The 24,076-nt window shown below is 72.2% G+C and carries 17 protein-coding genes; 4 read left to right on the forward strand and 13 right to left on the reverse strand.

Annotated features, from left to right (window positions below):
- Window positions 1–118: 118 nt before the first annotated feature.
- The 3 genes from K7472_RS29215 to K7472_RS29225 form a co-directional block, all read right to left on the reverse strand.
- Window positions 119–1,576: an aldehyde dehydrogenase family protein gene (locus K7472_RS29215; RefSeq protein ID WP_222981716.1), complete on the reverse strand. Its 1,458-nt coding sequence runs from the start codon at window positions 1,574–1,576 to the stop codon at window positions 119–121.
- A gap of 102 nt (window positions 1,577–1,678) precedes the next feature.
- Window positions 1,679–3,229 (reverse strand): PucR family transcriptional regulator, encoded by a 1,551-nt coding sequence (locus tag K7472_RS29220; RefSeq protein WP_222981718.1) that lies wholly within the window; start codon window positions 3,227–3,229, stop codon window positions 1,679–1,681.
- 70 nt (window positions 3,230–3,299) lie between these two features.
- Window positions 3,300–5,444 carry a type IV secretory system conjugative DNA transfer family protein gene (locus K7472_RS29225; RefSeq protein WP_222981720.1) on the reverse strand — a complete coding sequence of 715 codons (2,145 nt, stop codon included), beginning with the start codon at window positions 5,442–5,444 and terminating at the stop codon, window positions 3,300–3,302.
- A gap of 246 nt (window positions 5,445–5,690) precedes the next feature.
- On the opposite strand from K7472_RS29225, the gene gabT reads away from it, so the two are divergent.
- Together gabT and K7472_RS33015 are read left to right on the forward strand one after the other, a co-directional pair.
- Window positions 5,691–7,052: a 4-aminobutyrate--2-oxoglutarate transaminase gene (gabT, locus tag K7472_RS29230; protein ID WP_222981722.1), complete on the forward strand. Its 1,362-nt coding sequence runs from the start codon at window positions 5,691–5,693 to the stop codon at window positions 7,050–7,052.
- Between the two features lie 503 nt (window positions 7,053–7,555).
- Window positions 7,556–8,113 (forward strand): phosphatase PAP2 family protein, encoded by a 558-nt coding sequence (locus tag K7472_RS33015; protein WP_308014138.1) that lies wholly within the window; start codon window positions 7,556–7,558, stop codon window positions 8,111–8,113.
- On the opposite strand, the gene K7472_RS29240 is transcribed toward K7472_RS33015, so the two are convergent.
- From K7472_RS29240 to K7472_RS29275, 8 genes are all read right to left on the reverse strand, one after another.
- Entirely contained in the window at window positions 8,049–9,554 is a 1,506-nt protein-coding gene (locus K7472_RS29240) for a CoA-acylating methylmalonate-semialdehyde dehydrogenase (protein WP_222981726.1), read from the reverse strand. The two genes, K7472_RS33015 and K7472_RS29240, sit on opposite strands and share 65 nt — an antisense overlap.
- Window positions 9,555–9,646: 92 nt before the next feature.
- On the reverse strand, window positions 9,647–10,147 hold the full coding sequence (locus tag K7472_RS29245; RefSeq protein ID WP_222981728.1) for a hypothetical protein: 501 nt from the start codon (window positions 10,145–10,147) through the stop codon (window positions 9,647–9,649).
- 217 nt (window positions 10,148–10,364) lie between these two features.
- The gene (locus K7472_RS29250; protein WP_222981730.1) at window positions 10,365–11,813 is read right to left on the reverse strand and encodes an NAD(P)/FAD-dependent oxidoreductase; all 1,449 of its coding nucleotides are present in this window, start codon (window positions 11,811–11,813) and stop codon (window positions 10,365–10,367) included.
- 64 nt (window positions 11,814–11,877) lie between these two features.
- On the reverse strand, window positions 11,878–12,747 hold the full coding sequence (locus K7472_RS29255; protein ID WP_222981732.1) for an ABC transporter permease: 870 nt from the start codon (window positions 12,745–12,747) through the stop codon (window positions 11,878–11,880).
- The gene (locus tag K7472_RS29260) at window positions 12,747–13,679 is read right to left on the reverse strand and encodes an ABC transporter permease (RefSeq protein WP_222981734.1); all 933 of its coding nucleotides are present in this window, start codon (window positions 13,677–13,679) and stop codon (window positions 12,747–12,749) included. The genes K7472_RS29255 and K7472_RS29260 overlap by 1 nt, the downstream gene beginning before the upstream one ends.
- A complete protein-coding gene (locus tag K7472_RS29265; protein ID WP_222981736.1) occupies window positions 13,676–14,830 on the reverse strand; it encodes an ABC transporter ATP-binding protein in 1,155 nt (384 codons plus the stop codon). Before K7472_RS29265 ends, K7472_RS29260 begins: the two co-directional genes overlap by 4 nt.
- Before the next feature lie 42 nt (window positions 14,831–14,872).
- Window positions 14,873–16,117 carry a polyamine ABC transporter substrate-binding protein gene (locus tag K7472_RS29270; RefSeq protein WP_222981738.1) on the reverse strand — a complete coding sequence of 415 codons (1,245 nt, stop codon included), beginning with the start codon at window positions 16,115–16,117 and terminating at the stop codon, window positions 14,873–14,875.
- Window positions 16,114–17,649 carry a gamma-aminobutyraldehyde dehydrogenase gene (locus tag K7472_RS29275; protein WP_222981777.1) on the reverse strand — a complete coding sequence of 512 codons (1,536 nt, stop codon included), beginning with the start codon at window positions 17,647–17,649 and terminating at the stop codon, window positions 16,114–16,116. The genes K7472_RS29270 and K7472_RS29275 overlap by 4 nt, the downstream gene beginning before the upstream one ends.
- Before the next feature lie 288 nt (window positions 17,650–17,937).
- On the opposite strand from K7472_RS29275, the gene K7472_RS29280 reads away from it, so the two are divergent.
- Window positions 17,938–19,566, forward strand: coding sequence for a PucR family transcriptional regulator (locus K7472_RS29280; protein ID WP_222981740.1), 1,629 nt, complete (start codon window positions 17,938–17,940; stop codon window positions 19,564–19,566).
- Window positions 19,567–19,581: 15 nt separating this feature from the next.
- Here K7472_RS29280 and K7472_RS29285 read toward each other — a convergent pair whose 3' ends face one another.
- Window positions 19,582–20,412, reverse strand: a complete 831-nt coding sequence (locus tag K7472_RS29285) for a TrmB family transcriptional regulator (RefSeq protein ID WP_222981742.1) — start codon at window positions 20,410–20,412, stop codon at window positions 19,582–19,584.
- A 372-nt stretch (window positions 20,413–20,784) separates the two neighbouring features.
- Between K7472_RS29285 and K7472_RS29290 the strand changes: the two genes are divergently transcribed.
- Window positions 20,785–23,088, forward strand: coding sequence for a putative Ig domain-containing protein (locus K7472_RS29290; protein ID WP_222981744.1), 2,304 nt, complete (start codon window positions 20,785–20,787; stop codon window positions 23,086–23,088).
- Between the two features lie 102 nt (window positions 23,089–23,190).
- On the opposite strand, the gene K7472_RS29295 is transcribed toward K7472_RS29290, so the two are convergent.
- Window positions 23,191–23,991 carry a DUF4352 domain-containing protein gene (locus K7472_RS29295; RefSeq protein ID WP_222981746.1) on the reverse strand — a complete coding sequence of 267 codons (801 nt, stop codon included), beginning with the start codon at window positions 23,989–23,991 and terminating at the stop codon, window positions 23,191–23,193.
- Window positions 23,992–24,076 lie beyond the last annotated feature (85 nt).

A 24,076-nucleotide genomic window follows, 5' to 3' on the forward strand; every position in this document is an offset into this window, starting at 1 on the left:
CGCCGGGCGGCCCCGGCGGACGGCGGGCGTACGGGCCCGGACATGGCGGAGGAGGGCGCTCCCGCACAGAGCGCCCTCCTCCTGTGAGGGTGGCTCAGAAACCCGCCGCCGTCGACCGCTAGAGGTCCAGGCCGGTCAGGACGAGGACGCGCTCGTAGGTGTAGTCGGCCATCGCGTAGGCGACGCCCTCGCGCCCGGTGCCGGACGCCTTCACGCCGCCGTACGGCATCTGGTCGGCGCGGTAGGAGGGCGCGTCGCCGATGATCACACCGCCGACCTCCAGCTCCCGGTGCGCCCGGAAGGCGGCCTGCACGTCGTGCGTGAACACCCCTGCCTGGAGGCCGAACTTGGAGTCGTTGACGGCCGCGAACGCCGCGTCGGTGCCGTCCACCTTGTGCAGGCTGAGCACCGGGCCGAAGACCTCGGCGGTCGCCAGGATCGCGTCGCCGGGCAGGTCGGCCAGGACGGTCGGGGCGTAGCTGGCGCCCTCGCGCTTGCCGCCGGTCACCAGGGTCGCGCCCCTGTCCACCGCGTCGTCGACCCAGGACTCCACCCGCTTGGCGGCGTCCTCGCTGACCAGCGGGCCGACGTCGGTGGCGTCGTCGGACGGGTCGCCGGTGACCTGCGCGCCGACCTTGGCGACGACCTTCTCCACCAGCCGGTCGTAGACGGCCGCGTCGGCGATGACCCGCTGCACCGAGATGCACGACTGGCCCGCCTGGTAGTTGGCGAAGGTGGCGATGCGGGTGGCCGCCCACTCCAGGTCCGCGTCGCTCGCGTAGTCGGCGAGCACCACGGCCGCCGCGTTGCCGCCGAGCTCCAGGGTGACGTGCTTGTGCGGCACGGACTGCTGGATGGCGAAGCCCACGGTGTCGGAGCCGGTGAACGAGATGACCGGCAGCCGCTCGTCCTGGACCAGCGCGGGCATGCGGTCGTTGGCGACCGGCAGCACGCTCCAGGAGCCTTCGGGCAGCTCGGTCTCGGCCAGGATCTCGCCGAGCAGCAGCGCGGACAGCGGGGTGGCGGGCGCGGGCTTGAGGATGATCGGCGCGCCGACCGCGATCGCCGGGGCGACCTTGTGGGCGACGAGGTTGAGCGGGAAGTTGAACGGGGCGATGCCCAGGACCGCGCCCTTGGGGAAGCGGCGGGTCAGCGCGAGGCGGCCGGTGCCGCCGGCGTCGGTGTCGAGGCGCTGCGCGTCACCGCTGTTGAAGCGGCGGGCCTCCTCCGCGGCCCAGCGGAAGACCGAGACCGCGCGGCCGACCTCGCCGCGCGCCCACTTGATCGGCTTGCCGTTCTCGGCGGTGATCAGCCGGGCGAGTTCCTCGGTGCGCTCGGCGAGCCGCTTGGCGACGTGGTCCAGCGCGGCGGTGCGCACGTGCGCCGGGGTGGCGGAGAACGGGCCCACGGCGGCGTGCGCGGCGGCGACCGCCTGCTCCACCTGCTCGTCGGTGGGGACGCTCACGGTGCCGACGACGGTGCCATCCCACGGATGGGTGACGTCGAACGTGCTGTCGCCGGTCGCCTGCCGTCCGGCGATCCAGAACGCGTGTACCGCTTCGCGCGTGGAGGTCACAGCGGATCCCCGCCTTTCGTGCTGCTCGGTCAGTGCCTCCACGGTAGGCGGGCGATGGGCCGTTCGTGTTTGTCCACCCTGTACGGCCCGGCCCGGCCGACGCTACGAAACGGCAGGCCCCTGCTCGGCGGTCTTCAGCGCCAGCCACAGCTCCATGCGCACGTCCGGGTCGTCCAGCGACCGGCCGAGGATCTCCTCCACCCGCCGCATCCGGTACCGCAGGGTGTGCCGGTGGACGCCCAGGTCGGCCGCGGCGGCGTCCCACTGCCCGTGCCGCGACAGCCAGGCACGCAGCGACGCGACGAGGTCGCCGCGCGCGGTCGCGTCGTGCTCCCGCAGCGGCCGCAGCAGCCCGTCGGCGAACGCCCGCACCGCGTCGTCGCCCAGCAGCGGCAGCACGGAACCGCTGCCCACCTCGTCGTGCCCGACCAGCGCCCGGCCGCGTCGTCCGGCCACCGCGAGGGCCCGTTCCGCCTGCGCGGCGGCGCGCGGCACCTCCTCGGCCGACGCGGCGGCGGACAGCCCGGCGGCGATCCCCTCGGCACCCTCAAGACCCGCGACGCAGTCCCGCAGCACGGCGCCGTCGTCAGCGGCCAGCACGGTCAGGCGGCCGTTCTCGGTGACCGCGAGCAGCGGCTCGGCGGCCCGCAGCGCGGCGGCCTCCGCGCGGTCGGCGAGCGCGGCGACCGCGCTCTCGTCGGCGCCCCGGGCGGGCTCGGCGACCAGCAGCCGCACCGGCCGCTCCAGCAGCGTGCCGTACCGGCTCCCGGCGACGTCCCGGGCGTGCCCCGGCTCACCGGCGAGCAGCATCCGCAACAGGGCGGCGCCGAAGCGGTGTTCGGCCTCCTGGAGGGTGCGCGACTGCTCCAGGGAGAGCGTCAGCAGCGCCACCGCCGCGTGCACCACGTAACGCGCCGAGGTCTCCAGCCGCTCACCGGTGCCCACCGCGAGGAAGCCGCGCGGCCTGCGGCCGGTGCCCAGCGACTGGATCTCCACCCGGTCGTCGTCCCCGCCGGGCCCCGCGACGGCGGCGCTGGCGGGTGCCGGGCGGTCCCGCAGCCGCTCGGTCTCGGCGGCCAGCCGGGCCGCCCGCCGCCCGGCCCACTCGGGCGCCGCGGCGACCACCGCGCCGGAGGCGTCGTACAGCGCCGCCCAGCCGTCCAGGTGCGCGGCGAGCCGGGCCAGCAGCGCGGTCGTGCCGTCGGGGGCGAGCGCGGCGCGGGTCAGCTCGCGCTGCGCCTCCAGCGAGGTGGTGACCGCCTTGTACTGGTCGGCGGCGATCGCGGCGGACACCGCCTTGCTGATCGCGATGAACGGCGTCGGCCGCGGCACCCTCAGCAGCGGCAGCCCGCGCTCCTCGGCCGCCGACACCAACGGCTCCGGCACGGTGTCGTGCCCCAGGCCCACCCCGAAGCCCAGCCCGACCACCCCGGCGTCGGCCAGCCGGTGGACGTAGCCGCGCAACGCGTCCGGCTCGTCGCCGAGCTTCAGCCCGGTCGTCAGCAGCAGCTCGCCGCCCTCCAGGTAGGGCGCGGGGTCGTCCAGCTCACTGGTGTGCACCCAGCGCACGGGCGCGTCCAGCCGGTCGCCTCCGGCCAGGACGGTGAGCTTGAGCGCGGGAGTGCGCACGAGAAACGCGAGGGTGGGTGGCATAGCCCTTCCGATTCTGCCTCACCCACGCCACCACGCCGCAGCTCAGGGCGTGCGTACGGGCGTATCGCGGTCAGCCGGTGAGGTCGATCAGCACCGGCGGGCTGCTGTCACCGGCCACCGTGGTCAGCGACGCGACCGCGTGGCCCCGGGGAACCGCGTTCGCGAGGTCGGAGGCCGACCAGCGCTCCCGCTCGACCCGCCGCACCGTCACCGACTCGGTGGTGGCCGCCTCACCGGTGAAGACCCGGCGGACGCCGCGCACCGTGCGCTTGAGGAGGCCGCCGGAGAAGTCCGGGGTCCGCGTCACGTCGGACTCCTCCACCCAGGTGGTCCCCCACGCCTCCGCGAACCGCTTGCCGTCCCACGTCGTCACGCCCGACAACGCGATCCGGCACCCGGCCGCGCCCAGCAACGCGCTGCGCAGCGCCTCCGGCACGTCGTCCAGCGACCGCAGCGACAGCACCGCTCCCGCGTGCGCCGACCGCAGCCGCTGCAGGGCCCGTACCGCGTCCGCGGTGACGGTGTGCGTCGCGTCGTCCAGCACCAGGCAGGCGAACAGCGAACGGTCCCGGCGCGCGGTGGCCGCCGCGGTGAACTGCGCCAGCAGCAGCCGGGCCAGCATCCGCGACGCCTCGGCGTGACCGCGTTCCGGCAGGTCGATCCGGACCCGCAGCGGGTGCTCCAGCGAGTTGAGGGCGAACGGCTTGCTGCGCCCCGTCACGTCGAAGAAACCGGCGAACGCCGGCCGGTCCAGCAGCGCGATCCGGTCCGCGAGCAGTTCGCCCAGGTCACCCCGGCGGCCCGACTGCCTTTCCCGCGCGGCCAGTTCGCGCACCCAGCCGTGCTCGCCCGCGGCGTCCAGCGCCTCGCGCAGCGCGGCGATCGCGGCGGCCCCGCCCTCCAGCAGCTCCCGCAGTTCGGTGACCGAGGGGAACCGGCCGTGGGCCGCCCGGTAGGGCCCGAGCACCTGGCTCAGCGCGGTGGCCGCCCGGCGCGGGTCGGCGTCAGGACCCTCGAAGCCGTCCAGCAGGGCGGCGGCCAGCAGCGCCGCGGCCTCGTCGGCGTCGTCGGCGCCGCCGTACAGGTCCAGGTCGTAGCCGGAGGACGGGTCGCCGGGCGCGATCACCACGTCGAACGCCTCCGCCGGGCCCAGGTCGGCCCCCGCGGAGCCCACGGCGACGACGGCCGCGGTCCCGGCCAGCGCCTGAAGGCACAGCGACTCCACGACCGGCCGCACGACGTGCCGCGTCTTGCCCGACCCCGGCGGACCGACCGCCAGCAGCGAGGTGCCCAGCAGCGCGGGGTCCAGGGCCATGCCCGCGCCGCGGTAGAGGTACGGATTGCGGTCGGAGTCGGTGGCGGCACCGATGCGGACCTGGGCGGTGTACAGGTCGTGGCGGGCGGAGCGGCCGGGCAGGTCGCGGGCGCCGGACGGATGCGTCCAGGCGGCGGCGCCCTGCCGCAGGACGGCGTCCGCGTAGGCGTCCGTCCGCCGCGGCTCGGCGAGCGCGAACCGCCAGGCCCGGTGCAGCCGCACGAAGTCCACGTCGTTCATCCGCCCACCCCGAGCCTCAGAGGCAAGCCGCGCGGCGACTTCCCCGTATCCGGCGTCCCGCAGGTCGGGCCAGTCCACGGGGTCGCTCGCGGCGGCGACCGCCTCCTCCTGCGGGGTGGGTTCCTCGGTACTCACCTTCCGCACGAGCGGCCCCACGTACCGCCGCAACACCTCCCGCCAGCGGCCGAAGTGGCCGCAGATGATGATCAACAGGACGGCGCAGAGCGCGAAGTAGATGCGGTAGGAGACCCGGAAAGCGGTCATGGCGTCCTGCGGCGAAGCGGGCCGCAGCCATGAAGCTGGGATGACCCACTTCAACGGCCACATGATGAAGGGCAGGTAGCCGTCCCGGCCCAGGGACCACACCAGCAGCCCGCACAGCAGCGCCCCGATCGCCCCGCCCACGAGCCTGCGGTCCGTCACGCGTTCCGGGTCCTGCGGAGGCTTGGGGACGTGCCCGTACGCGTAGACCCCGGGGCCGTCGGAGTGCCGGGGCGTGCGCAGCCAGGTCTCCAAGGAACTCTCCGGTGCCCTCCTGGGCATCGGCGGCACCCCCGCCCCCCGCTGTGCCGGAGGTCCCGGTGGGACGGGGACTCCCGGTGGTGCCGACGGCACCACCGGGCCCGTGCCGCGCCGCCCGCTCGTGCCCTCGACGTCCATCGCTCGTTGCCCCTCGCCCGTTAGCCACCGCGACGGCACACAATGTAGTCGAGCCACGCCCGCCCGACGATGATCACGCACCCACTGGCGGCCGCGCCCCGCTCCCGCCCACCACTGTCCGCCACGTAGAAGTGCCCACCCCCACCACTCCCGAACGGAGTATGCGCGGCCCCGCCCGGCGGGCTTAGCCTGCGAGAAAAGACCGTGATCGCCGTGATCGCAGAGATGATCGCAAGGAGTAGCCCCATGACCGAACTGTCCGGCGGCCCCGCCCTTCCGCAGGAGCGTCGTCTCGTCACCGCCATCCCCGGCCCGAAGTCGCAGGAGCTGCTCGCCCGTAAGACGGCGACCGTCGCCAACGGCGTCGGCACGACCCTGCCGGTCTTCATCACCCGTGCCGGCGGCGGCGTCCTGGAGGACGTCGACGGCAACTCGCTGATCGACTTCGGTTCCGGCATCGCGGTCGCCAGCGTCGGCAACAGCGCCGAGGCCGTCGTGGCCAAGGCCACCGAGCAGCTCGCCGCCTTCACCCACACCTGTTTCATGGTGACGCCCTACGAGGGCTACGTACAGGTGGCCGAGGAGCTCGCCGAGCTGACCCCGGGCGACCACGCCAAGAAGTCCGCGCTGTTCAACTCCGGCGCCGAGGCGGTGGAGAACGCGGTGAAGATCGCCCGCGCGTACACCAAGCGCCAGGCCGTCGTCGTCTTCGAGCACGGCTACCACGGCCGCACCAACCTCACCATGGCGCTGACCGCCAAGAACATGCCCTACAAGCACGGCTTCGGCCCGTTCGCCCCCGAGGTCTACCGGGTGCCGCTGGCCTACCCGTTCCGCTGGCTGACCGGCGCCGAGGACTGCGCCGAGCAGGCCGCGGCCGAGGCGATCGACCAGATCTCCAAGCAGGTCGGCGCGGAGAACGTGGCCGCGATCGTCATCGAGCCGATCGCCGGTGAGGGCGGCTTCATCGAGCCCGCCAAGGGCTTCCTGCCGCGCATCGCGCAGTTCGCCAAGGACAACGGCATCGTGTTCGTGGCGGACGAGATCCAGACCGGCTTCTGCCGCACCGGCCAGTGGTTCGCCTGCGAGGACGAGGGCATCGTCCCGGACCTGATCACGACCGCCAAGGGCATCGCGGGCGGTCTGCCGCTGGCCGCGGTCACCGGCCGCGCCGAGATCATGGACGCCGCACACGCGGGCGGCCTGGGCGGCACCTACGGCGGCAACCCGGTGGCCTGCGCCGCCGCCCTCGGCTCCATCGAGACGATGCGCGAACTGGACCTCAACGCGAAGGCCCGGCGCATCGAGGAGATCATGAAGGCCCGGCTGACCTCGCTGGCCGAGAAGTACGACGTCGTCGGTGAGGTGCGCGGGCGCGGTGCGATGATCGCGATCGAGCTGGTCAAGTCCGGTACGCGGGACGGCGACAGGACCCCGGACCCGGAGACCACCGCCGCGGTGGCCAAGGCCTGCCACGCCGAGGGCCTGGTCGTCCTCACCTGCGGCACCTACGGCAACGTGCTGCGCTTCCTGCCGCCGCTGGTGATCGGCGAGGACCTGCTGGGCGAGGGCCTGGACATCATCGAGAGCGCCTTCGCGGGCCTCTGAGCCGTCCGCCGATTTCGGTAACGCGCAGTAGCCGAAAGGGAGTTGACGGTTCACGTGAAGAACGTGTGCGGGCCTGATGAGGGTCGGGTGGCAGCTCCCCCGGGGGTCGGCGACGTGACGTACTGTCGTCGCGGATGAAGGAACCACCCCGCTCGCGGGTCACCGCGGACGACACCTTGTCGGCGACTCCCCATCGCCGACGCAGCAGTGCCCTCGCGCACGACAACGCCGGTGGCTCGCACTCCGGCGATCCTCGCCGATCGGCAGGCCGCCCGCCCCAAACCCCCCGGGGCGCGCGGCCCGGCGATCGCCCTGGCCGCCCTGGAACGCTCCCCCCTGTTCCAGGGCGGCCGAACTTTTTCCCGGCGCAGGCACAGGCGCGTTCAGGGTCGAAGGCCCGGTCCCGTGCGCGGGCGCTGACCCCGCTGCTCTGTCTCGCCCTCTTCGCGCTGATCGCCTGGCAGGTCGCCGCGCACGGGCCGCTGTACGGGTGGGACCGGGCGGTGGACGCGAGCGTGCTGCGGGAGGCCGCGGCCGAGCGGTCGGTGCGCCCGGTGGCGCAGTTCCTTTCCGACCTCGGTGATCTGCCGGTGGCGCTGCCGGTGCTGGCCTGTGCGCTCGGCTGGGCGGCGTGGCGGCTGGGGCGGTGGCGCGAGGCGGTGGTGTACGCGGTGGCGATGGCCTGCGCGGCGCCGATCGTCGTGCTTCTCAAGGCACTTGTCGCCCGGCCCGCGCCGGGGACCGCCCGACTCGTCGCGCACTCCGGCTACTTCCCCTCCGGGCACGCCATGACGGCGGCGGCGGCCTACGGGCTGGCCGCGCTGGCGCTGATGCCCTCACCGGAACGCGTGACGGCACGGCGGGCGCTGGGGGCGTCCGCCGTGCCGTTGAACGTCGCCGTGGGCGCCGGCCTGGTGTGGCGCGGCTACCACTGGCCGCTGGACGTCGCCGCGAGCTGGTGCCTGGCGGGGGCGTTGCTCGCGGCGGCGTACCGGGTCAGTCGTTCGTGGGGAAGCCCAGGTTCAGCCCCCCGTGCGACGGGTCCAGCCAGCGCTGGGTGACGGCCTTGCCGCGGGTGAAGAAGCGCACGCCGTCCTCGCCGTAGGCGTGGGTGTCGCCGAACAGGGACGCCTTCCAGCCGCCGAAGCTGTAGTACGCGACCGGCACCGGGATCGGCACGTTGATGCCGACCATGCCGACCTCCACCTCGCGCTGGAAGCGCCGGGCGGCGCCGCCGTCGTTGGTGAACAGCGCGGTGCCGTTGCCGTAGGGGTTGGCGTTGATCAGCTCCAGGCCCTCGTCGTACGAGCCGACCCGGACGACGGACAGGACGGGGCCGAAGATCTCGTCGTTGTAGACCGACATGCCGGGCTTGACGTCGTCGAAGAGGGTCGGGCCGAGCCAGAAGCCGTCGGCGCTGTCCTCGCCCGCGATGGCGTGCTCGCGGCCGTCGACGGCGAGGGTGGCGCCGTCGGCGAGGCCGGCGTCGAGGTAGGAGGTGACCTTGTCGCGGTGGGCGCCGGTGACCAGCGGGCCCATCTCGGAGTCGGGCGCGCAGCCGGGGCCGACCTTGAGGGTGGCCATGCGCTCCTTGATCTTCGCGACCAGTTCGTCGCCCACCGGGTCGACGGCGACCAGGACGGAGACCGCCATGCAGCGCTCGCCCGCGGCGCCGAAGCCCGCGTTGACGGCGGCGTCGGCGGCCAGGTCGAGGTCGGCGTCGGGGAGGACCAGCATGTGGTTCTTGGCGCCGCCGAGGGCCTGGACGCGCTTGCCGTAGCGGGTGCCGGTCTCGTAGACGTAGCGGGCGATCGGGGTGGAGCCGACGAAGGAGACGGACTTGACGTCCGGGTGCTCCAGGAGGCGGTCGACGGCCACCTTGTCGCCGTGCACGACGTTGAAGACGCCGTCCGGCAGTCCGGCCCGCTTCCACAGTCCGGCCAGGAAGTTGGCGGCCGACGGGTCCTTCTCGGACGGCTTGACGATCACGGTGTTGCCGGCCGCGACGGCGAGGGGGAAGAACCACATCGGCACCATCGCCGGGAAGTTGAACGGCGAGATGATCGCGACCGGGCCGAGCGGCTGGCGGATCGAGTAGACGTCGATGCCGGTGGACGCCTGCTCGGTGAAGCCGCCCTTGATCAGCTGGGGGATGCCGCAGGCGTACTCGACGACCTCCAGGCCGCGGGCGATCTCGCCGAGCGCGTCGGAGTGCACCTTGCCGTGCTCGGAGACGATGATCGCGGCCAGCTCGTCGCGGTGCGCGTTGAGCAGCTCACGGAAGGCGAACAGCACCTGGGTGCGCTTGGCCACCGACGCGTCGCGCCACCCGGCGAACGCCTCGACGGCCGCGCCGACCGCCTGGTCGACCTCGGCGATCGAGGCGAAGTCCACGTGTCCGGACACCCGGCCGGTCGCCGGGTCGTACACGTCGCCCCGCCGTTCGGCGGACCCGGACCATTCCTGCCCGGCGATCCAGTGCGTGATGTGCTTAGCGGTCACGGCAGACCTTCCTCTCAGAGCCTCGTCCCCAGTCTCGCGAGGCGGCACCGGCCGCTACAAGGACCAGGGTGTCGGCGTCGCGGCTGTTGGCCTTACAGGTCGTCAACGCCGGGGTGGCGCGGGCCCGGTTCATGGGGTGCGGCGCCGTCACCGGCCAGTGCGGCGGCGGCCTCGTGCAGCGCGAGTTCCAGCAGCGCCGGGTCGGTCAGCAGGCCGGAGCCGTCCGGCGGCACCAGCCAGCGCACCCCTCCGGTGGCCCGCCCCGGGTAGGGCACGACGATCCAGGTGCCCGTCCCCGCGCCGCGCACCCCGGTGCCGATCCAGCGGGACGCGGTGCCCGGCGGGACGAAGAAGCCGGTCCGGGCGTCGCCGAAGTCGGCGAGCACGGGCCCGGGCCGGCCCATGAACCGGCTCAGCACGTCCAGCGCCGGACACCCCAGCCGCCCGGCGACGATCAGCACGTCCCAGCGTTCGCCCGCGGGCAGCAGCGTGACGCCCAGCGGATTGCGCTCCCACTCCCAGCGGCAGGCCTCCGGATCGGGTGCCACCGACACCAGCCACTCCACCGCGGACCTCGCCCCGGTCCCGCTCATCTGGTCCCTCCGTTTCCCGGCCCAGGCGGGCCGGTCGTGTCGCGGTCACGGAGGAGAGCGGATGGCGGGCGGGGTATTACGCGGCTTCGCGGCCGAATCGTGAGGAGGTCCGGTGGACGAGGGGCACAGCGCGACGCGGGGTGGTGCGACCGGAGCCCTTCGCTCCGGCGCACCACCCCGCGGGCGGTCAGGTCATACGATCAGTCGCGTCGCGTGATCAGCTGTCGAAGCCCAGGCCGAGCCGGTCCAGGGTCTTCAGCCACAGGTTGCGGCGCCCGGCGTTGCGGTCGGCGGCAGCCAGGGACCTGCGGGTCAGTTCGATGCCCGCCCAGGCGATCGGTTCCGGCGGGAACGGCAGCGGCTTGCTGCGGACCATCTCCAGCTCGGTGCGCTCCGTGCGCTCTCCCGCCAGCAGGTCGAGCACGACGTCGGCGCCGAAGCGGGTGGCACCCACGCCGAGCCCGGTGTACCCGGCCGCGTAGCCGACCCGGCCGCCGTGCGCGGTGCCGTAGAACGCGGAGAACCGCGAGCAGGTGTCGATCGCGCCTCCCCACGCGTGCGTGAAGCGGACGCCTTCGAGCTGCGGGAAGCAGTCGAAGAACTGTCCCGCGAGCTTGGCGAAGGTCTCCGGCCGCTGGTCGTGCTCGGCGGCGACCCGGCCGCCGTACGGGTAGATCGCGTCGTAGCCGCCCCACAGGATCCGGTTGTCGGCGGTGAGCCGGAAGTAGTGGAACTGGTTGGCGCTGTCGCCGAGGCCCTGCCGGTTCTTCCAGCCGAGGGACGCCATCCGCTCGGCGCTGAGCGGTTCGGTCATCAGCGCGTAGTCGTAGACCGGTACGACGAATGGCCGGACCCGCTTGACCAGCGAGGGGAAGACGCCGGAGCCGAGGACGACCTGGCGGGCGAAGACCCGTCCGTAGCCGGTGCGCACCGCCATCCCGGCGCCGTTGCGGGCCAGTTCGGTGGCGCGGGTGTGCTCGTGGATGCGCACGCCGAGGCGGGCGCAGGCGTCGGCGAGGCCCCAGGCGAGCTTGGCCGGGTGGAGCATGGCGACGCCCTCGCGGTCCCACAGGCCGCCGAGGAAGGTCGGCGAGTCGACCTCGGCGCGCATCGCGTCGCGGTCCAGCAGGTCGAGCCGGATGCCGTGGCCCGCGGCCTCCTCGGCGAGCGCGTGCAGGTCGTCGACCTGGTACGGCTCGGTGGCGACGTCGATCTCGCCGGTGCGCTCGAAGTCGCAGTCGATGCCGTGGCGGGCGACGGCGGCCTCGATCTCGTCGAGGTTGCGGTTGCCGAGGCGTTCGAGTTCGGTGATCTCGCCGGGCCAGCGCTCCAGTCCGTTGCCGAGGCCGTGGGTGATGGACGCGGCGCAGAAGCCGCCGTTGCGCCCGGTGGCGGCCCAGCCGATCCGCTCGCCCTCGATGAGCACGACGTCCCGGGAGGGGTCGCGTTCCTTGGCGATCAGGGCGGTCCACAGGCCCGAGTAGCCGCCGCCGACGACGAGCAGGTCGCAGTGCTCGTCCCCGACCAGCGCGGGCCTGGCCCCGGGCCTGCCGGGGTCGTCCAGCCAGTAGGGCGTCGGCTGCACGTCGGCGAGCGCTTGATAGTGCCGCGGCGCGCAGCGACGTCCTCTGAGGGTGGCGGAGGGCGACGGGCGGGCTGGGTCCATCGGTTATCACTGCTTTCGTGAACAGGTCACACGGTGAGGATGTGTCAGGGAAGGTGAGATGGTCTTATCGGCGTGCGCTCCTCGCCCGTCCCAGGACCTGCGACAGCGCGATGATCGCCATGGTCACGATGAGCATCAGTGAACCGATGACGTCGATCTGCGCGGGGTAGGCACGCTGGACCGAGCCCCAGATGTACATGGGGAAGGTCTCCAGGTTGCCCGCGGTGAAGACGGTGACGATGTAGTCGTCGATGGACAGGGCGAACGCCAGCAGCGCGGCGGCGGCGATGCCCGGGGCGACCAGCGGCAGCGTGACGTACCGGAAGGTCTGGGTGGGGGTGGCGTACAGGTCCTGCGCGGCGCGTTCCAGCGTCGGGTCCATGCCGGCCAGCCGCGACTTGACGGTGACGACGACGTAGGAGACGCAGAACATCACGTGCGCGATGGTGATGGTCCAAAAGCCCAGGCCGCCGGGGCCGATGGTGTTGAAGAACAGCGCGGCGAGGGTGGCGCCCATGACCACCTCGGGGGCGGCCATCGGCAGGAAGAGCAGGGCGTTGATGCCGGAGCGGGCCTTGAAGCGGTAGCGGACCATGGCGAACGCGATCATCGTGCCGAGCACGGTGGCGACGATGGTGGCGACGACGCCGATGCGCAGCGACAGGCCGATGCTGTGGCACATCTCGCCGTTGGCGCACGGGTTCTGCCAGGCGGCGAGGGAGAAGCGGTGCCAGACGTAGTCGAACTTGCCCTGCGGCTGGTTGAACGACATCCAGAAGATGATGACGTTCGGCAGCAGCATGAAGACGAAGATCAGCACGGTGACGGCGAGCAGCAGGTGTTCCCTGGCCCAGGCGAGCGGGGAGCGGCGGCGCGCCTCGGGCGGCCGGGCCGCGGTGGTGGGCGCCGCGGGCGGGGCGGTCACAGCGGTCATCAGATCAGGTCCTCCGTCCCGGCCTTGCGGATGTAGCTCATGACCAGGACCAGCGTGCCGACCATCATCACGACGGAGATGGCGGAGCCGACCGGATAGCCCTGGGTGTTGCGGAGGAACAGGTCCTCGATCTTCTGGCCGACGACGCCGGTGTTGGGGTTGCCGAGCAGTTGGGCGTTGATGTAGTCGCCGATGGCGGGGATGAACGTCAGCAGGGTGCCGCCGATGACGCCGGGCATGGACAGCGGCAGGGTGACGCGGCGCCAGGTGGTGAACGGGCTGCAGTACAGGTCGTGCCCGGCCTCGTGCAGCCTGGGGTCGATCTTCTCCAGCGAGGTGTACAGCGGCAGGATGGTGAAGGGCAGGAAGTTGTAGACCATGCCGCAGACCACGGCGGCGGGGCTGGCCAGCACGTGGTTGCCGACGGTCCAGCCCAGCGCGCTGGTCAGCTTCAGGACGTGCGCGTCGTTGAGGAACTGCACGACGGGGCCGTTGTCGGCGAGGATCGTCTTCCAGGCGATGGTGCGGATCAGGAAGCTGGTGAAGGACGGCACGATCACCAGGGCCATCAGCAGGCTCTTGTACTTGCCGCCCTTGAAGGCGATGAAGTACGCGACGGGGTAGCCGAGCGCCAGGCAGAAGACCGTGCACAGCACCGAGTAGATGCCGGAGTGCAGGTACTGGACGCCGTAGTCGGTGAGGGCCTGCGAGTAGTTGGCCCAGTGCCAGGTGAGCTTGAAGCCGTCGTCGTAGTCGCCGGTCTGCACGGAGGCGGAGACCGAGGTGAAGATCGGCACGAGGAAGAAGACGACGAGCCACAGCAGTCCGGGCGCCAGCAGGACCCACGGCGTCCAGTTGCGCTTCGGCTTGCGGGCCGAGGGCGGTGGTTCGACGGGTTCGGTGAGTTCCGGGCTCGGAACGACGGCGGTCATGCCGCGTCCTCCTCGATGTCGGCCGCGCCGGCCTCGATGTCCTGGCCGCCTTCGAGGCCGAAGCCCTGGCTGGGGTCCCAGTGCACGACGACCTCGGTGCCGGGGCGCTGGATCTCGCGGCCGGTGTTCTGCTCGAAGACCGAGACCTCCTCGCCGGTGGCGAGGGTGACCAGGTACTGCGTGGAGACACCGATGAACGAGGTGTCGACGACGGTGCCGCCGGTCAGCCGGTTGTGGCCGGCGGGTATCTCGGCGCCGGTGCGGGCGAGATGGACCTTCTCCGGGCGCACGCCGAGGATGACGGCGCCGGAGCGCACCGGACATCGCGCGGCGTCCAGGGTGAGGCGCTGGCCGTGCGCGGTGACGGTGACCACGTCGCCGTCGACGCCCTCGACGGTGCCGGTCAGCAGGTTGGACTGGCCGAGGAAGTTGGCGACGAAGGTGGTGCTCGGGTTCTCGTACAGCTCGGCGGGCGAGCCCATCTGCTCGATGCGGCCGGCGTTCATCACCGCGATGGTGTCGGCCATGGTCATGGCCTCCTCCTGGTCGTGGGTGACGTGCACGAAGGTGAGGCCGACCTCCAGCTGGATGCGCTTGAGCTCGATCTGCATCTGGCGGCGCAGCTTGAGGTCGAGGGCGCCGAGCGGCTCGTCGAGCAGCAGCACCTGCGGCTGGTTGATGAGGGCGCGGGCGAGGGCGATGCGCTGCTGCTGGCCGCCGGAGAGCTGGCCGGGCTTGCGCTTGGCGAGGTGGCCGAGTTCGACCAGGTCGAGCATGTCGGTGACCGGCTTCTTGACGTCCTTGACGCCGCGCCTGCGCAGCCCGAAGGCGACGTTCTCGTAGATGTCGAGGTGCGGGAAGAGCGCGTAGTTCTGGAAGACGGTGTTGACCGGGCGGCGGTACGGCTTGCGGTCGGTGACGTCCTGGTCGCCGAGGAAGATGCGGCCGGCGGTGGGCTCCTCCAGGCCGGAGACCATCCGCAGGGTGGTGGTCTTGCCGCAGCCGGAGGCGCCGAGCAGGGCGAAGAACGAGCCCTGCGGGACGGTCAGGTCGAGATCGTCCACGGCGGTGAACGAACCGTAGCGCTTGGTCAGTCCGGCCAGACGGAGGTCTCCGCCCTCGGTGCGGCCGAGCACATCGTTGGAGCTCATCGGGACTCTTCTCTCATCCTTGGGCGGTGGTGCGCACCGGTTCTACTGGCCGGTGACCTGCTGGAAGCGGCCGGTGTAGTCGTTGAGCTGGTCGACGGTCAGGGCCATGAAGCCGCGGGCCTTCGCTTCCATCTGCTTCGTCGGGACGATCAGCGGGGAGGCCGCCGCCTGCGGGTCCAGGGCGCGCAGGGCGACGTCGGCGCCCTCGACGGAGGGGATGTAGTCGATGTAGTCGTCAAGCGCGGCGGCGACGTCGGGGCGCAGGTAGTAGTTGAGCAGCTTCTCGGCGTTGGTCTTGTGCCGGGCGAAGTTGGGGATGACGCAGTTGTCCGACCAGGACAGCAGGCCTTCCTTGGGCAGGTCGACGGTGACCAGGTTGGGCTTGCCGAGCTGGGCGACGTCACCGGAGTACGCCATCGTCACGGCGGTGTTGCCCTGCTGGAAGTCGCTGAGGTAGTCGTTGCCGGTGAAGGCCCGGATCTGCCCGGCGGCCTTGGCCTTGCGCACGTACTCCAGCGACTTGTTGAACTGCGCGTCGGTGAACTTCTCCGGGTCGTAGCCGAGCGCCAGCAGCGCGAGGGCGACGGTGTCCTCCATCTCGGCGAACAGCGAGACCTTGCCGTGCAGGTCGGGCCGGGTGAAGATCTCGGCGATCGAGGTGATCGGCTGCTTCACCAGGTTCTTGTTGTACGCGATGGTGGTGTACCCGTACGCCCACGGGACGGTGTAGCGGCGGCCGGCGTCGGTGGGGTCGTGCAGCACCGAGGGCAGCAGGTGGGCGTGGTTGGGGACGTTGGCCAGGTCGAGTTCCTGGATGTAGTCGTAGGCGCGGTACTTGGCCACCATGTAGTCGCTGACGACCATGATGTCGTATCCGGTGTCGACGCCCTTGACCAGCGACGGGTCCACCTTGGTGTACCAGTCGTTGTTGTCGTTGATGACCTCCAGGTACTGCACCTGGATGCCGGTCTCCTTCTCGAAGCGGTCCAGGGTGGGGCGCTTGTTGGGGTCCTTGGCGTCGACGTCGATGTACGCGGGCCAGTTGGCGAAGACGACCTTCTTCTCGGTGTCCGAGTAGTCGTGCCCTGGCTGGCCGGTCTCCTGGGCGCCGGGCGGCACCACGTGGCCCTGCACGCCGCAGGCCGACAGCGCGCTCGCCCCGGCGACCGCGAGGCCGCCCGCGGTGGCGCCGCGCAGCAGGGCGCGGCGGCTGACGCGGGAGGCGGTCGAGCGCAGCCGGGTGCGGTTGGTGAACCGCGCGAGGTCGAGGGGGTCGGGACCGGTCACGGCGTCACCTGGCTTCCGAAGATCGTGCGGTGCCAGTCCTTGCGCGCCACCGCCGTGTTGTCGTACATGACGTGCTTGACCTGCGTGTACTCCTCGAAGGAGTACGCCGACATGTCCTTGCCGTAGCCGCTGGCCTTGTAGCCGCCGTGCGGCATCTCGCTGATGATCGGGATGTGGTCGTTGACCCAGACGCAGCCCGCGGCGATCTCGCGGGTGGCGCGGCCGGCCCGGAAGACGTCCCGGGTCCAGGCGGAGGCGGCCAGGCCGTAGGGCGTGTCGTTGGCGAGCGCCAGGCCCTCGTCGTCGCTGTCGAAGGGCAGCACGACCAGGACCGGGCCGAAGATCTCGCCCTGGACGACCTCGCTGTCCTGCGCGGCGCCGGTGATGAGGGTGGGGCGGTAGTACGCGCCCTTGGCGAGGTCGCCGCCCGGGGCGTGGCCGCCGGTGACGACGGTGGCGTAGGAGCGGGCGCGTTCCACGAAGCCGGCGACGCGGTCGCGCTGGGTGTGGGAGATCAGCGGGCCGATGTCGGTGGCGGGGTCGAACGGGTCGCCGACCACCACGGTCTCGAAGAGTTCGGCGACGGCGGCGACGAACGCGTCGTACAGCGGCCGCTGGACGTAGGCGCGGGTGGCGGCGGTGCAGTCCTGGCCGGTGTTGATCAGCGCCCCGGCGACGGCGCCGTGCGCGGCGGCCTCCAGGTCGGCGTCGTCGAAGACCACGAAGGGCGCCTTGCCGCCGAGTTCGAGGTGCAGCCGCTTGACGGTGGCGGTGGCGACCTCGGCGACCCGCTTGCCGACCGCGGTGGAGCCGGTGAACGAGGTCATGGCGACGCCGGGGTGGGCGACGAGGTGTTCGCCCGCCTCGCGGCCGGTGCCGGTCACGACGTTGACCACGCCGTCGGGGATGCCCGCCGCGGTCGCGGCCCGCGCGAACATCAGCGAGGTCAGCGGGGTCAGCTCGGCGGGCTTGAGCACGATGGTGTTGCCCGCGGCGATGGCGGGCAGCACCTTCCAGGCGGCCATCTGGAGCGGGTAGTTCCACGGCGCGATGGAGCCGACGACGCCGACCGGCTCGCGCCGCACGTACGAGGTGTGGTCGCCGGAGTACTCGCCGGCCGCCTGGCCCTGCAGGTGGCGGGCGGCACCGGCGAAGAACGCGGTGTTGTCGACGGTGCCGGGCACGTCGAAGCCGGTCGAGAGCTTGAGCGGCTTGCCGCACTGGAGCGATTCGGCGAGCGCGAGGTCGTCGGCCGCCTCACCGAGGGCGGCGGCGAAGCGGTGCAGGGCGTCGGAGCGCTCACCGGGGGTGGCTCCGGCCCAGCCGGGCAGTGCCTCGCGGGCGGCGGCCACGGCCGCGTCCACGTCGTCGGCGGAGGCGAGGTCGTAGGGGTGGACGGCCTCGCCGGTGGCGGGGTCGACGACACTGTGGCGGCGCCCCGACGAGCCGGGCCTGAGGCTTCCCGCGATGTACTGCGATCCCTCGGCGAGCCGCTCCGCCACTTCGAGCGCGGCTGTTCGGCTGTGCTGCATCACGATGGCGTTTCTCCTCATGTGCTCCCCCGGACGCCCACCGGGGCCGAGGGCCTCGGGTGTAGCGTTTCGCCGGGTTGGTGGCCGATCCTGGCAGAATGGAATCGACCCAACAAGGGATTCCGTTGTTGCCTTTTGGTTACGCGACGGAATCTGTTCTCGACACTTTCTGGCTTCTTGGGACGATGCCGCAGCGCCCATGATCGCGGCAACCGGCACCCTGACTCCGGCGCCGTACCGCGCTTTACACTGTGACAACCCTTCCGGATCCCTGCGGAGGCCCAGCCCGTGTTCCCCACCGTCGAACAGGTCCTGGAACTGGACGTGGTGCGCCACGGCAACCCGAGGGTCGTCGCGGGCGCCGCGGGCCTCGGTCACCCGGTGCGCTGGGTGCACATCAGCGAGCTGGCCGACATCGCCGGCATGCTGCACGGCGGCGAGCTGGTGCTGTCCACCGGCGTGATGCTGCCCGCCGACAAGGAGTCGCTCGCCCGCTACATCGACGACCTGGCCGACGTCGGCGCCGCGGGACTCGTGGTCGAGCTGGGCCGCCGCTACGCCGACGAGCTGCCGAAGGCGCTGGTCAGGGCCGCCGAGCGGCGCGGTCTCCCGCTGGTGGAGCTGCGCACCGAGGTGCGGTTCGTGGCCGTCACCGGCGCGGTGCACGAGCACGTCGTCAACGCCCAGCTGACCGAGCTGCGGGCGTCGGAGTCGGTCCACCAGATCTTCAACGAGCTGTCGGTCGAGGGCGCGGAGCCGGAGGAGGTGGTCCGCGAGGTCGCGCGGCTCGCCGGTGCGCCGGTGGTGCTGGAGAACCTCTCCCACCAGGTCCTCGCCTTCGACGCGGCGGGCCAGGACCCGCGCGGGCTGCTGGACGGCTGGGAGCGGCGCTCGCGCGGGGTGCGGGTGGCCGCCCGCACCGGCTACGACGGCCGCTCCGGCTGGCTGGTCACCACGGTCGGCGCGCGCGGCCAGGACTGGGGGCGGCTGGTCGTGGCGGGCACCCCGGCCCGTGAGCCGTCCAGCCACTGGACGGTGCTGGTGGAACGCGGCGCGGCCACCCTCGCCCTCAACCGGCTGCTGGAACGCGACCGCGAGTCGCTGGAGCGCCAGACCCACCGCACCCTGCTGTCCGGCATCCTCACCCACGCGCTGACCGTCTCCGAGGTCGCGCTGCGCGCCCGGGCGCTGGGCGTGCAGCTGGAGGGGCGGCGGCTGGTCGGGGTGATGCTGCGGCTGCGCGGCGGCCCGGGGTCGGCGGCGCTGGAGGCGCAGGCGCGGCTGCGGGACTTCGCCGAGACGGCGGCGGCCGCGGCCCGCGAGCGGGCGCTGACCTCGCTGATCGGCGCGCTGGACGACGGCGGCGTGGGCCTGCTGGTCTCGCTCGGCCCGGCCGACGACGAGCACGCGGCGCTGGAGGGCTTCGCGGCGGCGCTGGACCGGCTGGCCGAACCGTCCGGCGAGCAGCCCGCGTTCCTGATGGCGGCGGGCTCCTCGGTGGGCTCGCTGCGCGACGCCCGGCGCACCCTGCTGGAGGCCGCCCAGGTCGCCGACGCCGCCTCGCACGCGCGCGAGCGCAAGGCGGGCACGTACTACCGGCTGCCGGACGTGCGCCTGCGCGGGCTGCTGCACCTGCTGCGCGACGACGCCCGGCTCCAGACGTACGTGGAACGCGAACTCGGGCCGCTGCTGGCCTACGACGCGGAGAACGGCACCGACCTGGTGCGCATCCTGAGCGTCTACCTGACCTCGGGCCGCAACAAGTCGGCCGCGGCGGACGCCGCCCACATGTCGCGGCCGTCGTTCTACGACCGGCTGCACCGCGTGGAGCGCATCCTCGGCACCGACCTGGACCAGGTCGAGTCGTGCCTGTCGCTGCACGTGGCGCTGCTGGCGTTGCAGGCGGTCCGCGGCTGAGGCGGGGGGTCGGGGCTAGAGCGTCTCGCGCAGGTCGCGCACCGCCTCCATGGTGGAGCTGCCCGCCCACACGGTCTGGAACGCCAGCCGCAGGCAGCCCGCCAGTGCCGGGTGCTCGATGAACAGCGCGGTCGTGGCGCCCGTTCCGGCCACCGGGTCCGGCATGTCGCACAGCACCAGCGAGGCGTCCGCGATCACCAGCTTCAGCGGCAGATCGCGGGAGAAGCGGGCCTCCTCCCCGGCCAGCCCGAACTGCTCGACGTTCTCGGTCATGCCCGGGTCGTCCAGCACGTCGTAGGTGTAGATCGCCTGGACCACTCCCCCGGCCCGGCTCAGCCGTCTGACGACCTTCATCCCGGCCGGGTTGTCGGTCGAGGTCACGAACGGCGGCTTGTTGAAGCTCAGCAGCTCACGGCTGGCCTGCTCCTGGATGTCGACGAAGCGTTCCGAGATCGCCTTCGGATCCCGCAGCACCTCGATGTAGTCCAGCGGGTCGGACTGCGAGCGGCCCTCCGACCAGACCGGCAACAGGGCGGCCACCAGTCCGCTGGAGACCCGTTCCATCCGGTCCAGCGCCTCGCGCTGGTCCGACATCAGCCGGGTCAGCGCCAGTTCGGGATCGATGGCGGAGAACGTGGCGACCCGGCCCGGGTGGGCCACCGCCAGCCTGCGCCGTACGAGGGCGTCCAGTACGTCGTAGATGCGCTGGCGCGGGACGTCGGCCTCACGTGCCGCCTCGGCGGCCGTGTACGACTCGCGCCTGATCAGCGCGAGATACACCCGCGCTTCGTACCGGGCCAGCCCGAGCGCTACGAGCTGACCGACGGACTGCTCCTCCGGTTCCATGGCAGCACACCGTATACGGCCAGGCAATGAAGTTGGCGAGAAGGATTTACAGCTTCCTGGTTGTCACATCATGGCGTCTTCGCTACTTTCATCGCCAGTAGCCACCACTGTCCGGGGTGGCACATACGGGATCCGTGACAGATCAGCGCACCCCGAACGACAGGGCTCGGCCGGCACCACCGTGGCGCACCCCGTGCGCGCCGCACCGCACAGGGCACCATCCGTATCGCAAGCACCTTCGCGTCATCCGTATCGCACGTACTTTCCGAGCACGAAGCACCATCAGCACCCGCACTCTCCATCCGGCCCCACGGGGCCGACTTGTCATGCGCAGACCACCCTGCCTGCGCATCCCCCACTGGAGGGCACTTCATGCGCTCGAAGAAAAGACACTCCGGCAGACCGGACGTGCGCTGGGCGAGAACCGCCGCCACCGCGCTCCTGTCCGCCGGGGCCCTGGTGACCGGCGGGCTGATCGCCGCGGGCCCGGCCGCCGCGGCCACCCACCAGAGCACCGCCACGAGCAGCACCAGCAGCACGGTGAAGGTCAAGGACGCCTGCGACCAGGCCAGCAAGCCCGGTTACATGTCCTGCTTCGCGGAGAAGCGCACCGACATCGCGCACCGCATGGGCATCTCGCCCAACGCCTCGCCGTCCGGTTACGGCCCGAGCCAGCTGCAGTCGGCGTACAACCTCGCCTCGGCCGCGGCCTCCGGCGGCAGCGGCCAGACGGTCGCCGTGGTCGACGCCTTCGACGACCCGAACGCCGCCAGCGACCTGGCCACCTACCGCAGCCAGTTCGGCCTCCCGGCGTGCGGCAGCGGATGCTTCCAGAAGGTCAACGAGAACGGCCAGACCAGCCCGCTTCCCTCCCCCGCGCCGTCCTCGGACGACTGGACGGGTGAGGAGTCGCTGGACGTCGACATGGTCTCCGCCGTCTGCCCCAACTGCCACATCATCCTGGTGGAGGCCAGCTCGGAGAGCGACTCCGACCTGGGCACCGCGGTCAACACCGCGGTCAGCATGGGTGCGAAGTACGTCTCCAACTCCTACGGCGGCTCCGAGGACTCCTCGCAGACCTCCGAGGACACCCAGTACTACGACCACCCCGGTGTCGCGGTGACCGCCTCGGCCGGTGACAGCGGCTACGGCGCCGAGTACCCGGCCGCCTCGCAGTACGTCACCTCGGTCGGCGGCACCTCGCTGAAGACCGCGTCCAACTCCCGTGGCTGGTCCGAGTCGGTGTGGGACACCTCCTCCTCCGAGGGCACCGGCTCCGGCTGCTCCGCCTACGACCCGAAGCCGTCCTGGCAGAAGGACACCGGCTGCTCGAAGCGGACCATCTCGGACGTCTCCGCGGTCGCCGACCCGGCCACCGGCGTGGCGGTCTACGACACGTACAACGGCAACGGCGGCTGGAACGAGTACGGCGGCACCAGCGCCTCCTCGCCGATCATCGCCTCCGTCTACGCGCTGGCGGGCGCCCCGACGGCCGGCACCACCCCGGCGTCGTACCCCTACGCCCACACCTCGTCGCTCAACGACGTGACCTCGGGCTCCAACGGCTCCTGCTCGCCCAGCTACCTGTGCACCGCGGGCACCGGCTACGACGGCCCGACCGGCCTCGGCACGCCGAACGGCACCGCCGCCTTCACCAACGGCACCAGCACCGGCAACACCGTGACGGTCACCAACCCGGGCAACCAGTCGACCCGTTCGGGCACCGCGGTCTCGCTCCAGATCAACGCGAGCGACTCGGCCAGCGGCCAGACCCTCACCTACAGCGCCACCGGCCTCCCGGCGGGCCTGTCGATCAACTCCTCCAGCGGCCTGATCACCGGCACCCCGACGACCACCGGCTCGTCCAACGTGACGGTCACCGTCAAGGACACCACCGGCGCCTCGGGCACCACCACCTTCACCTGGGCGGTCACCACCGCCACCGGCAACACGGTGACGGTCACCAACCCGGGCAGCCAGTCCACCGCGGTGGGCACCTCGGTCTCGCTGCCGATCAGCGCCAGTGACTCGGCCAGCGGCCAGACCCTCACCTACAGCGCCACCGGCCTCCCGGCGGGTCTGTCGATCAACTCCTCCACCGGTGTCATCTCCGGCACCCCGACCGCCGCGGGCACCTCCAACGTGACGGTCACCGCCACCGACACCACCGGCGCCTCCGGCTCGGCCACCTTCGGCTGGACGGTCACCACCTCCGGTGGCGGCTGCACCGGCTCCCAGCTGCTCGGCAACCCCGGCTTCGAGACCGGCTCGGCCGCTCCGTGGACCGCGTCCTCCGGCGTGATCGACGACAGCAGCAGCGCCCCGGCGCACTCGGGCAACTGGAAGGCGTGGCTGGACGGTTACGGCACCACCCACACCGACACCCTCTCCCAGACCGTCACCGTCCCCTCGGGCTGCAAGGCCACGCTGAGCTGGTGGCAGTACATCTCCACCCAGGAGACGGGCAAGACCGCGTACGACAAGCTGACGGTCACCGCCAACGGCACCACCGTGGCGACCTACTCCAACGCCGACGCGACCAGCGGCTACGTCCAGAAGTCCGTCGACCTGTCCTCCTACGCGGGCCAGTCGGTGACGATCAAGTTCACCGGCAAGGAGGACTCCAGCCTCGCGACCAGCTTCCTGATCGACGACACGTCGCTCCAGACCAGCTGAACAGGGCTGAAGCAACGGCACGTTGAACCACACGCACAGAGGCGGGTCCGGGGCGAAAGCGTCCCGGACCCGCCGTACGTCCGGCCCCCCGCGCCGTCGGTGTCAGGCCAACCGCCAGTAGGCGTCGTCGTGTTCGCCGGTGGGCTCGAAGTCGAAGTCCAGGCCCGTGAGGCCCCTCGGCACGTCGAAGGCGAACACCACGGTCGCCGACCCGCCCGCCTTGAGCGTCCCGGGGAAGTCCGCGGCGTCGGTGGAGATCAGCTCCAGGTCGGTCGAGGCGTCACCGGCGGTGGCGAAGTAGGTGTAGTCGCCCAGGTCCAGGTCGGCGCCCCCGGTCGCGCGCACCGTCACCGTGAAGCGGTACGCGACGTCGCCCGGGGTGTAGCCGTCCGAGCCCGCGGGCGGGGTGAACCGCCGCGGCGCGCCTACCGTCACCCGTGTCCCGTCGCCGAACGCCGCCGTGCCGCCGGGACCCAGCGGACGGTCGTACGTGCCGCGCCCCGAGGTCAGCGGCACCTGCGCGCCGCCGAACCACCGGTCCCCCGACGAGGTGGCCGCGGTCGCGATCACCACGAGGGACAGCCCGACGGCGGCCGCCCCCAGCGCCGCGCCGGCCAACGCCTGACGGCCGTTGCCCGCCTCACCGCGCCGTGCCCGCCGCCTGCCGACCAGACCCGCGACGATCGCCGGTATCCCCAGCGGCAGTCCGAGGACCACTCCGTGCAGCGTGACCGCCGCGAGCGTGGCCCCGGCGCCCAGCACCAGCGCGGCGAGCCCGGCCCCGTCCCGCGGCGCGGGCCGCAGCCAGGCGGCGTACCGGGAGGACGTGGTGGCGGCCTCGGGGGTCTCGGGGGTGCCGGAGACGGGGAGTTCGGAGGCGGGGGTGTGCGACGCGTCGGGCATCGATGCCTCCCGTCGATTCCTCGGTGATTCCTGGGGATACGTCCGGCAATGCTATGGCCCACAGGGCGTTCCGCCGTGCGTCTAC

Origin of the sequence: Streptantibioticus parmotrematis (assembly GCF_019890615.1) — a bacterium.
Lineage (GTDB): Bacteria > Actinomycetota > Actinomycetes > Streptomycetales > Streptomycetaceae > Streptantibioticus_D > Streptantibioticus_D parmotrematis.

Bases quoted from the DNA above. Each gene is read 5' to 3' on its own strand.
- K7472_RS29265 (WP_222981736.1), bottom strand. From the start codon at position 14,830: ATGAGCTCCAACGATGTGCTCGGCCGCACCGAGGGCGGAGACCTCCGT.
- gabT (WP_222981722.1), top strand. From the start codon at position 5,691: ATGACCGAACTGTCCGGCGGCCCCGCCCTTCCGCAGGAGCGTCGTCTC.
- K7472_RS29260 (WP_222981734.1), bottom strand. From the start codon at position 13,679: ATGACCGCCGTCGTTCCGAGCCCGGAACTCACCGAACCCGTCGAACCA.
- K7472_RS29285 (WP_222981742.1), bottom strand. From the start codon at position 20,412: ATGGAACCGGAGGAGCAGTCCGTCGGTCAGCTCGTAGCGCTCGGGCTG.
- K7472_RS29245 (WP_222981728.1), bottom strand. From the start codon at position 10,147: ATGAGCGGGACCGGGGCGAGGTCCGCGGTGGAGTGGCTGGTGTCGGTG.
- K7472_RS29255 (WP_222981732.1), bottom strand. From the start codon at position 12,747: ATGACCGCTGTGACCGCCCCGCCCGCGGCGCCCACCACCGCGGCCCGG.
- K7472_RS29275 (WP_222981777.1), bottom strand. From the start codon at position 17,649: ATGCAGCACAGCCGAACAGCCGCGCTCGAAGTGGCGGAGCGGCTCGCC.
- K7472_RS29225 (WP_222981720.1), bottom strand. From the start codon at position 5,444: ATGGACGTCGAGGGCACGAGCGGGCGGCGCGGCACGGGCCCGGTGGTG.
- K7472_RS29295 (WP_222981746.1), bottom strand. From the start codon at position 23,991: ATGCCCGACGCGTCGCACACCCCCGCCTCCGAACTCCCCGTCTCCGGC.
- K7472_RS29290 (WP_222981744.1), top strand. From the start codon at position 20,785: ATGCGCTCGAAGAAAAGACACTCCGGCAGACCGGACGTGCGCTGGGCG.
- K7472_RS29220 (WP_222981718.1), bottom strand. From the start codon at position 3,229: ATGCCACCCACCCTCGCGTTTCTCGTGCGCACTCCCGCGCTCAAGCTC.
- K7472_RS29250 (WP_222981730.1), bottom strand. From the start codon at position 11,813: ATGGACCCAGCCCGCCCGTCGCCCTCCGCCACCCTCAGAGGACGTCGC.